Here is a 15,776-nt window from a genome sequence, read left to right as displayed (position 1 = left end):
ATAAGATTGTAATTCGCAAGATTGAACACTCACAAGCATTTAACTGTATGCTAGCACTATCGTAAAAGTTTGACAATGCAAGATAAGATCACTCGTAAACGGGGCATTATTGGGGATATGTGACTTTTCTCACAGCGAATTGGGGGAGTTTCCCGCCAAAGATCAGGTAATCCCCCGATAACCTTTCGAACTCATTCACGATATGATGTACACATAAGGAATCACCGAGGGGGACGAAAGTTATGGGTACAGTATTCGTGGAAAGAATCACCCGAAAAGTAGAGCAGACGCAGACACAGACGGAGGCGGGCAAAATGACACAGAGAACAGGCGGGATTCTGTCTTTTGTTACACCGGAGCAATGGAGTCTGATCGAAGAGAAAATGCAGCCTAAAAAAGTAAAGTCGGGATACAGTCTCTTTTTGGAAGGTGATGAAGCTGGATATCTGTACTACATTCGTTCGGGACGAGTGAAGTTGACCAAATCGACGGAGGATGGCAAAGAGATTATTCTGTCGATCCAGCAAAGAGGCGATCTGATCGGTGAATTCGGCGGTATTGGCGGATTGAATCACAGTTACAGTGCAGAGATGGCTGAAAAAGGGGAACTGGCCATCATCTCGCTGACGGATCTCGAAAGTGTGCTTAGCAAAAATGGGGATCTTGCGCTGAAATTTCTGCAATGGATGGCACTTGCACAGCGGATTACACAGTCGAGATTCCGTGACCTGTTGCTCTACGGCAAAGCAGGTGCACTTGCTTCGACACTGATCCGTGCCAGCAATACGTATGGCAAGATTGTTCCAGATGGCATCGTGCTGGAGATGAAGCTGAACCACACTGAACTCGCTGAGATGATCGGGGCAACTCGGGAAAGTGTTACACGTATGCTCGGAGCATGGAAGGAGCAGGGCACCCTCGATATGCTGGACGGCAAATTAATGATTCGGGACATGGCTGCATTACGTTGCATGTGTGGATGCCCTTCGTTCCCAAGCTGTCCGAAAGAACTGTGTCGTCTGTAGGCCATATTCAGTAGATTCAGGTAACAAAACAGTTAATTAGAGAGAACGCACGGGTGGGGAGACACGAGATCGGAACGGAACGAAATAGAGTAAAACGGAACTAAAGTAGCGAAATGGAACGAATGAATAGAAAGGAAAAAGGATGAAGCGGCGCGGGCTGCTTCATCCTTTTTCCTACTTTTTGTTATGTAGCTTTTCCAAACTATCGGGTCTCGCTCTCCCGCGGCTAACGATCTCAGATGAGCCTATTTTATGTGTTTTAGCCCATTTGGAAATCTAACGATCAGGAGAGACGTTATTTCTCAAAATTCACACGAAAATGTAGCTTTTTTGCGGTTTTTTAGTGAAATAGCGTCACTGGAGATCGTTAGAATCCCAAACAGCTGCAAAACGTCTAAATAGGGTTCCTGGTGATCGTTAGAATTTTGGCTGCCACTGTGTACCTCGCTTCACCCGCAGGTAAGCACATCTGATATTTATTCTAACTCCCGATCCAGCATAGAGTAGAGAGACGAGTCATGATATGCCCCTTTATAGAACCAATGCTCCCGGAGAAGGCCTTCACGTTGCATACCGATCCGCTGCATGACGCGCTCAGAAGCCGGGTTTTCTGGACGGCATTTGGCATAAATCCGGTGAATGCCAAGTTCCTTGAAGCCAAAATGAAGTAATGCGCGGCAGGCTTCGGTCACATATCCATTTCCCTGATAGGCAGGGTGAAGCACATAGCCGATCTCAGCATTGGTCTGGTCGACAAGGTGGAGCCCTGCGCCGCCGATGAGAAGCCCTTCTTTTTTCAAAACAATGGCAAGCTCATATCCTTCTCTTGGCTCGGCCAGCTGCATACGAATGACATCCTGTACATAAGCCCGGGTATCCTCCTCCGTGTTCGGGCCCCATGCGGTGTGTTCCGTGACTTCGGGCATCGAAGTATACGTATGGATGTGAGGCCAGTCATGTTCTACAATTTCACGAAGAATTAATCGTTCTGTTTCAAGCTTCATAATGTACACTCCTTTGCTTCAACTCAGGTTTCTTCTTTCTACTTGGAGTGGGTCATATCCCACTGCTGAATGGATTCCGCATCGTATTGCATCCTATTGTAACGCACCATATGCACGCAAAAAAGCCCACGATCGAATTCATACAACTGAATTCCTCGCAGGTTATTAGAAGATTACCAAAATCGTTTATGTGACGGTATGTTTTTATGGTTGGTTGCAAGTCGTTGCAGGATATGTGTAGGCCAGCTTGCGGATGATCTCCTTTTGCCATCTTGTGTCACCCAGGTTAATCGCCAGGTTCAGAAGATCCAAATAATCGTCAAGCTGCAGGACAGCCTTTTGCAGAGTTGTGTTCATTCGATGTTCGTTCCCCTTTATCTATAAAGTCGTAAGCATGGTTGGCATCATCATCGGAATTGAAAATAAACAAGCTCAATAATGATAATCATTATCACATATATAATGTCATTATGCATCGAACGTAGGTAAATTGCAATGCCTAACGACGCGATAACTCAACTTTTTTCAGGAAATGGGCTCATGATGACCGTTGTGGACTATAAAATTTTTCAAAAATTTTACATAAATCGAGAGGAATTCATCATATGAAGCTTTAAATTAGATAGGGACAAGCATCATACGTTATGGAGGAGGAGAAAGGGTATATGAAAAAGGTGTTAAGACAGCACTGGATCGGGGCATTCCTGGTTTTTGTTATGATGGCAACAACGTTATTCGCTCCGGGGGTTCAGGCTCCGGTTCAAGCCGCAGCACCACTTACCGTATCACAAGCGATTGCTGCCCAGAGCAGCGGAGGCACGGCAACCGTCGAAGGTTATGTTGTGGGACATGCGACCGGGTCACTGACGGCCAAGTTTACCTCACCGTATGCCAATGATTTCAATGTGCTGATTGCAGATTCCGCATCCGAGCGCTCGAACGCCAAACTGCTGGATGTGCAAGTTTCTTCTTCTTTCCGTGCTCAATATGGACTGGCTTCAAACCCAAGTCTGGTAGGCAAAAAGATTATCGTAACGGGAACGCTTGGCGCCTATAACAGCTATGCTGGTGTCAAAAATCCTACGTCGATTACCCTCTCTTCAGGTACCACGAACCCTGACCCCGAGCCAAATCCGAATCCGGGCACACCTCTTCCGGGCGGAAACGGCAAAAAAGTGCTGTTTGATAACACGCATGCTCAGACCGCAGGTGCGGCTGACTGGATTATCGATGGAGCTTTTTCAGACTTTGCGAATGGTTTGCGAAACGCAGGCTTTACCGTGGATCAGCTGGAACGCAGCATCCCGTATACATTCGGTGAGCAAGCGTACACCTATAACAAATTGAAAGACTACGACGTGTTTGTCATCGGCGAAGCCAACGTGCCATTCAAGGCCACAGAGCAGGCTGCGCTCCTGCAATATGTACAGAATGGCGGAAGTGTCTTCTTCATCTCCGATCACTATAATGCAGACCGGAACAAAAACCGCTGGGATTCTTCCGAAGTGTTCAACGGCTACCGCCGCGGTGCTTTCCTGAATCCAGCCAAAGGCATGTCCTCTGCCGAAGCGGAATCCCCGGCAATGCAAGGCGTGACCAGTTCCGACTGGCTCGGAACCAACTTCGGCGTTCGTTTCCGCTATAACGCGCTGGGTGATGTGAATGCCACGGATATCGTTGCACCCTCACAAGCTTTTGGCATCACGACAGGTGTACAAGCTGTAGCGATGCACGCCGGATCAACGATTGCCATTCTGGACCCGAACAAGGCCAAAGGGTTGGTGTATGTTCCGGCGGGCGTGTCCAAATGGAATAATGCCGTCGATCAAGGCGTATATAATGGCGGTGGACGAGCAGAAGGGGCGTACGCTGCGGTTGCCAAAGTAGGCGCAGGAAAAGCGGCGTTCATCGGTGATTCCTCTCCCGTTGAAGATGCGTCGCCAAAGTATTTGCGTGAAGAAAACGGAGCTACCAAGAAGACGTATGACGGCTTCAAAGAGGTGGACGATGCTACGTTCCTCGTAAATACGGTGAAATGGCTCGCGGTCAAAGAAAGTTACACCAGTCTGTCCCAAGTGCCAGGTCTGACCCTTGATACAGCAACAAGCTTGTTGCCAATGGAGACACCAGCAAGCTCCACCGAGCCACAGCTTGAGCCGTGGGCTGCGCCAGCGGCAGGGTATAAATGGTATGATCCAACGACATTTAAAGCAGGTTCGTACGGCAAGGCTCAATAATGGGTAAGTCAGGGCTAAATTAGAATTAGATAGAATGAAGAATCAAGAATAGAATGACAATTCAAAATACGAAGCAACGTTAAAGAAACGCAAAGAAGGAGCTGGTGACGCCACTCGGCTTCTTCTTTGCGTTTCTTATTTGAAATAGTCATGAATGTTCTTCTCATCAAAGCTACTTGTAATTTTATACTTCATGGATGAGTTCTTTTTAGGAGACGCCTCGTAATCATAAACATCGATATACTTGTTATCATATAAAAACATCCCGATTCTTGCGCCTCCATTTACATCAACCATCAACATATAGACCTCATTGAAATCTTTAGAAATACTCGAATCTTTCTTCACTTCAAGGGCTGACAGACTACTCATGATTTTATGAATATCACCTTTGTCCGTAAGCGTGATTTTTTGGTCATGTCCCTTTTCGATTTCTATTGAGGTTATCGTGTTGAAGTCAACATCGTTCCATGCATCTTCCTGTAGAGACTTTGTTGAATTCATTGTAAAGAACCATAGTAGAGTAGCTAAAAGGATGATAATACATGCCAGGATGTAATATTTACGTTTCTGCCTCATAAATCTCCTTAATTTTGTCGTCATACACTCATTGTAACATTTATCCAATTTGTAATGCATAAAGCTTCTTTTCTCCGGGCAAGGTATGGGTACTCGGGCTAGTAATCTAAAGAGGGAGGCGGCACAAGATGAATCAGCACATCGGACAAGCAGACTGTGACAGTTCCCTGATGCGGCAGAAGTTAAAGGCGGACCTGCACCGCGTAGCAGAACGAATGAATCTGACGTTATCGCGTTTTGACCATGACAGTGTCTGTTTGTTGGGACAGTTTGCGGAGATTCGTGCCGAGATCAAACACATTGAAGTGCTTGCTTCTTCTTTTTATCTCGACTGTTATTTGTCCCCGTTTACCGAGAAGTTTGCAGAACTGACGTCTAGTGTGCAGCATCTATCCGACCGTAGATACGGCGCACTGATTGTCATTGAACGGGAGGTTCCGCTGGAAACGATGATTCATTCCGGTGTAGCGGTGGACGCAAAAGTAACTCACGCGTTGCTCGAATCGCTCTTCATTCCCGGTGCGCCACTACATGATGGAGCCGTGCTGATTCGTGGCAACCAGATTGTGTCTGCCGGCAATGTGCTGCCGTTATCCCAAGCCGAAGCCCACGAACGAAAGCTGGGCACACGCCACCGGGCGGCACTCGGATTAAGCGAGTTGACCGATGCGGTGGTGCTGGTAGTCTCGGAAGAAACGGGACAGGCTTCTTTTGCGGTGGACGGGGCATTGCATCCGATCAATGTGGTTGAAACGCTGACCTAGAGCGAGATAGCGATATGGTGAGATGGCGAGGGTACATAGGTATATATAATCGTGAGCATATGAGTACATGAGCGTATCGACCTGCCTATGCATCCAGAGCGAGTTATTGGAGAGGCTGACCAGTCACAGGGTGACAGGCGGAGCCTCTTTTTGCTATGTGAGAGGTTTCGGTTTTGCACAAACTGGGTGGATATGGGTACAATAGAGGGTGGAGCGTAAATAGGAACGCTAGATTTCAACGCTGCGATTTATCGCAAAAATGGTTAGAGGAGACGGTTAGCACATGAGTTGGTTTGAAGCAATGGAGCAACATGATTACGAGGAACTGGTCCTGTGCCAGGATCGAAATTCAGGTTTGAAGGCCATTATTGCCATACACGATACAACACTTGGGCCTGCGCTAGGCGGTACACGAATGTGGACATACGCTTCAGAGGAAGCTGCCATTGAAGATGCACTGCGTCTCGCTCGGGGCATGACATATAAAAATGCAGTATCCGGTCTTAATCTGGGCGGAGGCAAAACGGTAATTATCGGAGATCCGCGTCGTGACAAAAATGAAGCGATGTTCCGCGCCTTCGGTCGCTACATTCAGGGTTTGAATGGCCGTTACATCACTGCCGAGGATGTGGGCACGACGGAAGAGGACATGAATCTGATCTATCAGGAGACCGATTATGTCACAGGGATCTCGGCAAGCTATGGCTCGTCCGGCAACCCTTCCCCTGCAACCGCTTGGGGGGTGTATCGCGGCATCAAGGCTGCTGCGAAGGAAGCATTTGGAACTGATCTGCTAGAGGGTAAAACCATTGCCGTGCAAGGCGTGGGTAACGTAGCGATGCGTCTGTGCAAGTATTTGTACGAGGAAGGTGCACATCTTATCGTAACCGATATCCACAAGGATTCCGTGAAGCTGGCGGTGGAACGTTTTGGCGCCAAGGCGGTTGATCCGGCAGATATAACAAGCGTCGAATGTGATATCTATGCGCCATGTGCGCTTGGCGGCACGATTAATGACGATACACTCAAGACCCTAAAAGCCAAAGTTGTCGCGGGTTGTGCGAACAATCAGCTACTGGAGCCACGCCATGGGGATGAGCTGTATCAGCGAGGCATCGTGTACGCACCGGATTATGTCATTAATGCAGGCGGTGTGATCAACATTGCGGATGAGCTGAACGGATATCATGAAGATCGAGCTTGGGCGAAGATCGGAGAGATTTACACGACGCTGGAGAAAATATTCGAAAGCTCCCGCACCGAAGGCATCGCTTCTTATGTCGCGGCAGACCGTCTTGCCGAGCAACGGATCGAGATGATGAAGAACACACGAAGCACCTTTTTACAAAGTGGTCATCACGCATTAAGTGCACGCAGACTGCGGAAATAAATCCTTTCAGTCAAGCAACTGAAAGCTGGATTCATGTAAGACAACGTGTAAGACGATAGGTAAGATGAGTGCTAAGCGGAATGGCTTAGCAAAACAAACGTAGCAGGTAAAGTTAGATTAAAGGGACAATCCTGACGGTTTGGTCAAACGAACGTAATAACCTCCGAAAAAAACGCATTTTCGGAGGTTTTTCGTGCAGACCCCATTCAGTGTTGTCCCTTTTTGGTGTGATTGCTTGTTTTCGTTTTTGCATAAGTTTAAGCGGCAGCTCTTATAAACCAAGGCTTGGATTTAGACACTTTTCGAGTAATCGGGTGAATCGATTCCACGGTTATTTGTGGCGTTTTTTTCAATATACCAGAGAAGCACCATACAAATCGCATAGAACAGACTGATCCCCAGAATAATGATCCATACACTTTTCATATCCACACTTCGAATGAACAGACCCGTCAGATAAGGGCTAAGGGTATACCCCAGACAACCGACAAACAACAGCAAGCCGTTAAATCTCCCCTGATGGCTGTCAGGCACACGAGATGCTATATACAGATTGATATTGGTCTGCACCAGAATCTCTCCAATCGTCCAGAGCACCGTGGATACCACAACGATAGCAAATTGAGGCCAATCCCCGAGCAGATATAGCGCACCAAATCCGATGCCATAAAAGAGAGCGCCTGCCGCGATGGAGTTTAGAGCCGTGAAGTTACGGGTCGCCGATAGCACCAGCGTGGTCAGAAGGATGACACTGATCGCATTAATGGTCATGACAGAGCCGTAGTAAGCTGCTCCATGTTCACCGAACGTCTGATTCATCTGCAAGGGCAGGCTGAATGAGTATTGCATGTAAATAAAATAGTTAAGAAAAGATACCACGATGAAAAAAACAACAAGTGGATTCTTCAGCAGCATAGGGAACAATGGCGAAGGCAAAGACTCTGATCCTTGTTGCTGCCTGGATGGAGAGCGAGCTTGTTTATGTTTTGGCTGTCCAGGCTGCTGGCGTTCTTGGTGCTGCTGCTTCCCATGTGGCTGTTGTTCCCCCTGTGGTTGCTGTGTGTGATGTCCCAATTCCCTGATCGAAGTCTGAGTTGCTTGTTCGTCACTCGCACCAACATGAACTTTTTTCCAAATGATGAAGGTAGAGATCAGAAATACGGTTCCGATACTCAGAAAGACGATATGCACGTAATCTTTAATAAAAAAGCCGGCAATCAATGGCCCAAGCGCGATACCGAGATTGGCTCCGAGATACATCAGGGAAAAGGCCGATTTCCGCTCCTTCTCCTCTGGACACAGCTGAATAATTAAGGCGTTATACGCCGGGCGCGTAATACTGATGAAGAACATGACCGCAATCAGAAGATAACCGATGGTCATCGTGCCTGACCAGAAGGAGCAGCTCATGATCATAAGGGCAGACAAAATCTGCCCGGAGACAATGATCGTTTTTTTGCCAATCAGATCACTTAAATAACCGCCAAGCAGTACACCGGGGCCGCTAATCAGAGCCGCCATGGATACAAAAATACCCGCGCTGACCACACTCATGCCCATCTGCAACGTAAGCACCAAGGTGATCAGGGAGAAAATAAAATCCCCCGTACTGTTAATGGTCCTCGCCAAGCAGAGATAATAGATGTCGCGGCTGAGTCCCGCGTATGTTTTGAATAAAGACAATCGTTTCAAACCTCCCCAAGAAAAACACAATCCCAGTAAAAAAACTACTACGTTAAGGTCGTTCTCTACTGCGTATTCACGATCTTATACGTTTTCGGGAACCGCCACCTCAATGACGAATCGATCGTACATCTCCAGTAACGTCTGACGTAATTCCTCGAACGAATCACCTTCCACAATAGCGAACCCTGAGCGGGTCATCGTGTCATTGACAGCCCCGGCGTGTTGCCCCACTTCATAGGAGACGTTAAATTCAATGATGCCTGGAACGTCCGCATAATCGTCTCTGCCGGAGATGTGCTGGATCACTCCTGCGCGGGAGGGGAAGCAGATCATACCCGTGAATTTGTTGCTGGTTTCCTGCTGCATGAAGGTATATGTACCGAGTTCCAGATCCGTCACTGCTTCGAAAAAGTCCACACCATGCGTGTTCTTGATGCAAGGCGGCATCACATGTGAACCCCCGATTCTGGCTCCAATCTCTCCGAAAACCACTTCGCCTTCCGGCGTGAGGAACAGTTCGGCATGGGTCACCGATTGATTGATGCCAAGCGCGGCAATAACTTGTCTATTGATGTCTTCGATACGCTGGATAAAATCTGCTTCTGTGCCTTCGGGGAAGGTAATGCTAGCTGGAGGTTTCTGCTGCGTTGCGATATCCAGACAGTTGTAGAGATATTGGGAAACGGAGGCAAACACCACTTCTCCCTTGCACACAATGGAGTCACAGTGGAACTCTGTGCCATGAATGAATTCTTCCAGCAAATCCCGTTGCTGTTCTTGTCTTGTGTATTGAAGGTAATGCAACAGTTCTTCCATGCTGGACAATTTGAACGTGTTGATACTGCCGTAACCGCTGAGCGGCTTCACAATGATGGGGAATCCATACGTAGCGGAGAAATGAAGATAGTCCTGTTGCTGGAGCGCAATGGCCGTTCTGGAGGTGCGGATTCCGCGCTGATGCAACATTTGTTTCATAATCCATTTGTTCCGAACCGCTTCGGCCTGATTGCGCTGCATGCCCGGAATGCCGAACTCGGAACGGAGTTGTCCGCCGATCTCAATGGCATTCTCACCCGGAGTTAACAGAGCAACGATGGAGTGAGAGTGCAGGATTTGTTGCATATGTGCCCGGATGGCGTCAACAGATTCGAGATGATCAACGTATCTAATTTCATCAAAATAAGCTTCAAGCCTTTCGGGATGATGTAATTGATGGCGTTCAATAATCAGAATTTTTCGGCAGTCTGTATATTTGGTCAAGGGTTTCACGAAGTTTAAACCAAAGGGAAGCCTGAAATCAGATATGTATACGATGGTTTTCATATGTCCTCCTGGATAAAATTTGAAATAATGAATGGTTTTCACAACATTATAGCTCATTATTTTCAGTTTTCAATACATTTTTTGTAAAATTTTATGCACGATTGTACATATTTTTGTTGCGTTGAAGTGTTAATTGACAGCAGGAATTTTTTGGTATAGTATCGTACCGAATTGGAAAATAAATGGGAGGTAATGGAGATAAATGGATATAAATAAAGAGAAATATGCCATACTGGGCACATTGGGTGACGATGAAGGATTCTTGACTTGCAGCATGCATATTGCAAAAAAAATGGATAATTCTGATATGATTAAGCCATACCCTGAATTCGAAGCGGCTGCAGAAGATCTGAAATCCGGTGCGATTTCCTGTCTGCTGGTGCCTGGAGCGTATCCCAAGCTGAACAGTTTCATTATGGATTCAGATCTGGTCGTGTCCGAAAGTTTTGTAGAGAAGATTCCTGCACTGGTGCTGTCCGGCTTCCACGCCGCTTGTCCGGAGCAGATTGATACGATTTTTCATCATCCGGCAACTACATACTTGTTATCTGAACTGAATATTGCCTATAGAGAGAACAGCACAGTATCATCCAACCCGGAGGCCTGCAGGCAGGTAATGCTGAATACAGAAACCTCCATTGCGCTCACAAACCAGCTCTGTGCGGATCATTACGGACTGGTAACGTATAAAGTGCTGCGTGAAGGAATTCAAATGCCATGGGTATGTTTTACGAAAAAACCACAGAGGGTGAATGCACTCGTATGAAGAGAATTGCAATTATACTGGATAAAAATCTGGAGCAAGGAGCCGCAGCCAATGTGGCAGCATTGCTTATGGGACAAGCTGCCCTCAACGAACCGGAGTTATATGCGGATCAGCCTGTACGGGATCAGAGCGGCATTCAGCATGCTGGCATCCGCTATAGCACCGTTATTCTGAAGGCGGGGGAGAATCAATTGATCAATCTGGCCAAGACCTGCGCCGAGAATCAGGACGGATTGAACCATCTTGTTTTTACACAGACAGGGCAGTCTCTGAATAACGCCTTTGAACAATATGCAAGTGAAATTGCATCGATGGCATTGGAGGCGACCAAAGTTGTAGGTGTCATTGTATGGGGAGAAGACGAGTCCGTTCGGGCGGCAACCAAGAAGTTCAGTGTGATGAAATAGTGCCATGAAATAAGGCAGGTTTGGGGATACGCTTGAGAATGATTCCGGCTGGGTACAGTTGCAACAAGCAGGCTGTCGCGTCTAGCTGGAACAGAACAGAACAGAACAGAACAGAACAGAACGGAGCAGAGTACCGGAGACTAGCGGAGGACAGAACAGCTTGTCGATGCGGGGTATGAAACATAAGGGCTACGAACATAAAAATAAGGGCAGAAGCGATCCTATGGATGGCCTCTGCCCTTATTTTGTACAAGAGAAATTTTTAGATGAATGCTCTGTATATGGTGATGAAGATGCGGGTGCAAGTACAGATAAGATACAGGTTATGTGCCGCTCACGGCTGTAACCTTTTTCTCTGTTAAATAGTATAGCAGCGCGAGCAGGGGCATGATCAGACCAATCAGCGTCGTGAGGCTCCAGCCGCCATGGGCATATGACCAGCTACCAAGTGAAGAACCGATGGCACCACCTATGAAAAAGATCGACATAAACAAGCCGTTCACCCGACCTCTTGCTTCGTTCCCAAGGGAGTAGATGATGCGCTGACCCAGCACCAGGTTACCGGAAACAGCCATATCCAGCGTAATGGCGACCACGACCAGCAGGATCAAGGCCGGTGTGGAATGGCTCTGGAACAGATAGGCCAGACCAAAGGAGGCTGCGGCAATAACCATAGCGACTCCGGTGAGCACTCGGGTAAAACCGCGGTCTGCCCATCTCCCGGCAATCGGAGCAGCAATGGCGCCGCCTACCCCGGCGAGAGCAAACCAGGCGATGCCTTGCTGCGACAAACCAAAATCATTTGCCAGCCGGAGGGGCACCGTCGTCCAGAACAGGCTGAATGCGCCGAACAAGCTGGCCTGATAGAACGCGCGCCGCCGCAACATCGGCAGGGTGCGAAGCAGTGTACCGAGAGAGATAATCAATTGTCCATAAGTAAGGTTGGGATCAGGCCGACGGGCCGGAAGTGCCCGTGACAGTAGCAGCATGAGCAACGCGATCACCACGGCCGAGAATGCAAAGACCGCCTGCCAGCCGAACACGCTGGTGATAAAGCTGGCGACAGGGCGTGCGAGCATTATGCCGAGTAGCAGACCGCTCATCACATTGCCGACCACCTGTCCGCGTTGCTCTTCGGAAGTCAGATAAGTCGCATATGGCACCAGAATCTGTGCAACGACAGAACCGATACCGATGAGCAGTGACGTCGTCAGGAAGAGGAAAGCACTGGTGGAGAAGGTGGCGGTGATCAGCGCTAGTACGAGTACAATGAGAAACAGAACCATTAAACGGCGATTCTCAATAATGTCGCTGAGCGGTACGATGAACAGCAGTCCAATGACATATCCGATCTGTGTCAGTGTTACGATTAACCCGGCTGCGGCAGACGAGAGACCTGTAGTGCTGCTGATCGGTCCGAGAACCGTCTGAGCATAGTACAGATTGGCTGCGAGTAAACCGCAGGAAGCGGCGAGCAGGAAAATAATCCAGGCAGGCACGGTCGTCTGATTCTGGTTGGTACTTTGTTTCTGTTGGGTATCCATAAGATCAACCTCCAATAAAAGTGTATGATGATAATTCGATTGCCATTTTCACTAAGAATGATGTGTAATTTTAATTAATATACGTTACGTTTACTAATTACACCTAAATAATATACGATACGTTTAGTATTGTAAATAGGCAGTTACAGAACAAAGTGATTTTACATAAAGATGACGGAAACACAATAACATTGCTGGGAGCTTAAAAATGTATATTGACGCTGTATTTTAGTATAATGAACGTATCGTATTTTTTATTTGGGATAACAACGAATGGAAGGTTATTCTGTTATTGAAGTGGTTGTGTAATTAATTTAGTTCAGCCTATATAGATGATTAAATGGAGGGTCAGCAATGACTGCAAAAAGAGGACGTCCCCGCAACATGGAAACCCAGAATGCCATTCTTGCCGCGGCGTATGAACTGCTGCTCGAAGATGGGTTTGCCGCGGTGACGATTGAAAAGATTGCCGAACGTGCACAGGTAAGCAAAGCCACCATCTACAAATGGTGGCCGAGCAAAGGTGCTGTCATGCTGGACGGGTACATGTCGGCGTTAACGGCCAGGTTGCCTGTGCCGGATACGGGGTCTGTATATGAGGATGTGCGTGCTCATGCAGGGAACCTGGTTCAATTTTTGACAAGTGCCGAAGGGAAAGTCATTACACAGATCATCGGAGAAGGGCAGTCTGATCCCGCCCTTGCGGAAGAATACCGTAGCAGATATATTCAGCCGCGCCGCCGTGAAGCATGGGGCATTCTGGAGAAAGGTGTGGCACGTGGCAAGTTGAAGCAGGGACTGGATATTGGACTGTATATCGACATGATCTATGGGCCTGTGTTCTACCGGATGTTGGTCACGGGTGAGCCGATGGATGATACGTTTGTGGAATTACTGCTAAGTACCGTATTCAAAGGCATCGGGTCTAAGGAATAGCAATAACTGATAGCAGCATGTGATAAGTGAAGGAAGAGAAGAAAAGGAAAAGGAAAAGGAAAAGGAAAAGGGCAATTCGGAGAAAGACCGAATTACCCGGGGATACGGTTACTGCGTGGCAAAACGAAGTCTTATACCTGGAAGGTCGGGGAGATGGCAGTGGGCCATGTGTCCGTCGTTTTGGGGATGAAGGAATTTTCGTGCTCGTTTAAAACGGGGGGATCATTCCACACTGAACTTGGCAGTTCGTGTCTGTCCGTGTTGTATATTCCTATGGAAATAGTAGGATATTGAAGTTGGAATAACTGTATCACGTTCCCGTCCATTCTTCTAATGGATTTTTTCTATAAGCCATTCGAGGCGAAGGTAAGCTGGAGATGTAGAAGTCTGTGTGCTTGCATAAAAATGTAAATTTATTGCCACGATTGTTATTGACCACTGTAAAATTTAGGATTAAAATTGGTCTAATCATATAAATTCAAATTTCTGGATTTTAATTGTGGAGGTGGGATACATGGAACCTGCAACTACGATACGCTCAACGATTGAGGATTACATCAGGAAACAGGGATATACCCTTCAATATTTTGCAGATATATCGGGAGTGAACGCTGGAACGCTTAGCGCCATTATTAAGGGAACACGCCCCATCGCCATGGCGCAGCTTGATCTGATTACCCAAGGCATGAATCTGGAGGAAGGCTATTTCTACGAGACGTATGGTGGGGAGTGCTTCGTAGAGTCGGCTCCACACTGGCGAAGGCTTGAGCCTTTCCTGCAACGCTGTGCAGAATTGGACAAGCTGGACTGCATCCAGCGAGTGATCCAACAAGTAACGGACGATCGCTCCTATATCTCTGAACTATTTGAAATGGCCGAAGGTATGCTAGAGCGCGGTCAGCAACAAGCAGCCCGCATGTTATATGAATGCGTAGCCGAATGCGAGAAATACCAGCATTCCGAGCGCCTGGCCCTCTGCCAGTATCGCATCTTCACGCTCTCGCTCGGTCAGAATCAGCATGATAACCTCCGTGCCGCCGTGCACTTCGAGCCATATATTAATCGGCTGGATGAGGAGAGGCAGCTGGATGCGATTAAGGATTTGGCGAATACGTATGCGTCTCTTCGATACTGGGATAAGTCATTTTCGCTTGCTGATGATCTGGGACGGAAAGCTGAAATTATCCAATCGTATACTAAGAAAAAAATAAGCAAAGAGAATAGGGTCACAGCCTACCCGTTATTTGTATATCAGGCGTATTCAAACTTGCTTAAGGCTAATGCATGCGAATGGAAAGGTGAATATACTGACGCACTGGTTTATACAAAAAAAAATGTCGATTTGGCTAAAACTCCAAATCCTAGCGATGAAGATATGATATATATCAATATGTTTAATAGATGGACTGAGGTTAATACCTACTTATATAATCTAATGATGGGTGACAAAGAGGTTCTCCCGATATATGTAGCTTGGATTGAGCAAAATGAAGAAGAAACACTTACTGCTCTTGTTAAGATTATTGAAGCAGCAAATAATTTTGACATGGATATAGATCATATTATATTAAAATTTGATAATTCCATTAATTCAATGTTCAGTGATACAGCCTCAACAGAAGGGCACAATGAGCAAATTAAGAATGACCAGTATTCTAAACTTTTATTTGAATTGGCAATGTATCATTTTAATCGCGAGCGATATGCAGAAGGGATGCAAAAGCTTGTCACGTGTTTAAGTTCAGCCATTAGAATTAATAATTCTAATGACATAATACAATGTGTTGCTCTCTTTGAGAGATACAGGTCTTTTGCATCTCAGGAAGTGGAAGTTACCTATCATAATCTAATGGAGGAGGTTAACAGCTATTATGAAATCAAAAAAAATCATGGCTATACTCTTGTTTAGTGTTATGATCCTAAGCACTTTCCCTATAAGTCAAAATAATGTTCAAAATCAAATTTATGTGCCATCAGCACATGGTATTGGGCAAATTTAATTTAAGATACAAAGGATTATCTATGGATACTTTATTGGTTTATTTCCAAGGACGGAAATAAGCCTTTTTGTATTTTCATAGATTGACCTATGTAAAATACAGGTTAAAATAACAT

14 protein-coding genes are annotated in these 15,776 nt (G+C 46.7%); 8 read left to right on the top strand and 6 right to left on the bottom strand.

The genetic code is table 11. The annotated features are described in order from the left end of the window. The first annotated feature begins 242 nt into the window (after positions 1-242). A complete protein-coding gene (locus BLQ13_RS10600) occupies positions 243-1,025 on the top strand; it encodes a Crp/Fnr family transcriptional regulator (RefSeq protein WP_090918931.1) in 783 nt (260 codons plus the stop codon). A gap of 476 nt (positions 1,026-1,501) precedes the next feature. Here the strand turns inward: BLQ13_RS10600 and BLQ13_RS10595 are convergent, their stop codons facing one another. Then, entirely contained in the window at positions 1,502-2,029 is a 528-nt protein-coding gene (locus BLQ13_RS10595) for a GNAT family N-acetyltransferase (RefSeq protein WP_090918927.1), read from the bottom strand. Between the two features lie 204 nt (positions 2,030-2,233). Further along, positions 2,234-2,386, bottom strand: a complete 153-nt coding sequence (locus BLQ13_RS28505) for a hypothetical protein (RefSeq protein WP_167375706.1) — start codon at positions 2,384-2,386, stop codon at positions 2,234-2,236. 359 nt (positions 2,387-2,745) lie between these two features. On the opposite strand from BLQ13_RS28505, the gene BLQ13_RS10590 reads away from it, so the two are divergent. Beyond that, entirely contained in the window at positions 2,746-4,266 is a 1,521-nt protein-coding gene (locus tag BLQ13_RS10590; protein ID WP_420848933.1) for a DUF6359 domain-containing protein, read from the top strand. A gap of 135 nt (positions 4,267-4,401) precedes the next feature. Here BLQ13_RS10590 and BLQ13_RS10585 read toward each other — a convergent pair whose 3' ends face one another. Continuing rightward, complete coding sequence (locus BLQ13_RS10585) at positions 4,402-4,845, bottom strand: DUF5301 domain-containing protein (RefSeq protein ID WP_090918923.1); 444 nt, start codon at positions 4,843-4,845, stop codon at positions 4,402-4,404. Positions 4,846-4,973: 128 nt separating this feature from the next. On the opposite strand from BLQ13_RS10585, the gene cdaS reads away from it, so the two are divergent. After that, positions 4,974-5,609 (top strand): sporulation-specific diadenylate cyclase CdaS, encoded by a 636-nt coding sequence (gene cdaS / locus BLQ13_RS10580; RefSeq protein ID WP_090918921.1) that lies wholly within the window; start codon positions 4,974-4,976, stop codon positions 5,607-5,609. Positions 5,610-5,892: 283 nt separating this feature from the next. After that, on the top strand, positions 5,893-6,999 hold the full coding sequence (locus tag BLQ13_RS10575; protein WP_090918919.1) for a Leu/Phe/Val dehydrogenase: 1,107 nt from the start codon (positions 5,893-5,895) through the stop codon (positions 6,997-6,999). A gap of 291 nt (positions 7,000-7,290) precedes the next feature. On the opposite strand, the gene BLQ13_RS10570 is transcribed toward BLQ13_RS10575, so the two are convergent. Together BLQ13_RS10570 and BLQ13_RS10565 are read right to left on the bottom strand one after the other, a co-directional pair. Then, positions 7,291-8,682 carry an MFS transporter gene (locus tag BLQ13_RS10570; RefSeq protein ID WP_167375705.1) on the bottom strand — a complete coding sequence of 464 codons (1,392 nt, stop codon included), beginning with the start codon at positions 8,680-8,682 and terminating at the stop codon, positions 7,291-7,293. 84 nt (positions 8,683-8,766) lie between these two features. Then, positions 8,767-10,008 (bottom strand): ATP-grasp domain-containing protein, encoded by a 1,242-nt coding sequence (locus BLQ13_RS10565; protein ID WP_167375704.1) that lies wholly within the window; start codon positions 10,006-10,008, stop codon positions 8,767-8,769. Positions 10,009-10,210: 202 nt separating this feature from the next. On the opposite strand from BLQ13_RS10565, the gene BLQ13_RS10560 reads away from it, so the two are divergent. After that, complete coding sequence (locus BLQ13_RS10560) at positions 10,211-10,774, top strand: hypothetical protein (RefSeq protein ID WP_090918912.1); 564 nt, start codon at positions 10,211-10,213, stop codon at positions 10,772-10,774. Further along, on the top strand, positions 10,771-11,181 hold the full coding sequence (locus BLQ13_RS10555) for a DUF2000 family protein (protein WP_090918910.1): 411 nt from the start codon (positions 10,771-10,773) through the stop codon (positions 11,179-11,181). The genes BLQ13_RS10560 and BLQ13_RS10555 overlap by 4 nt, the downstream gene beginning before the upstream one ends. A 323-nt stretch (positions 11,182-11,504) precedes the next feature. Here the strand turns inward: BLQ13_RS10555 and BLQ13_RS10550 are convergent, their stop codons facing one another. Next, a complete protein-coding gene (locus tag BLQ13_RS10550) occupies positions 11,505-12,725 on the bottom strand; it encodes an MFS transporter (protein WP_090918908.1) in 1,221 nt (406 codons plus the stop codon). Between the two features lie 354 nt (positions 12,726-13,079). Here BLQ13_RS10550 and BLQ13_RS10545 point away from each other — a divergent pair, with 354 nt between their 5' ends. Both BLQ13_RS10545 and BLQ13_RS10540 read left to right on the top strand, forming a co-directional pair. Beyond that, positions 13,080-13,661, top strand: a complete 582-nt coding sequence (locus BLQ13_RS10545; protein WP_090918906.1) for a TetR/AcrR family transcriptional regulator — start codon at positions 13,080-13,082, stop codon at positions 13,659-13,661. Positions 13,662-14,175: 514 nt separating this feature from the next. Beyond that, the gene (locus tag BLQ13_RS10540) at positions 14,176-15,570 is read left to right on the top strand and encodes a helix-turn-helix domain-containing protein (protein WP_090918904.1); all 1,395 of its coding nucleotides are present in this window, start codon (positions 14,176-14,178) and stop codon (positions 15,568-15,570) included. Positions 15,571-15,776: the final 206 nt, after the last annotated feature.

This window comes from Paenibacillus polysaccharolyticus, assembly GCF_900102085.1.
Taxonomy (GTDB): domain Bacteria; phylum Bacillota; class Bacilli; order Paenibacillales; family Paenibacillaceae; genus Paenibacillus; species Paenibacillus polysaccharolyticus.
The sequence above is the reverse complement of the archived record's forward strand: the minus strand, read 5'-3'. Positions and strand labels throughout refer to the sequence as shown.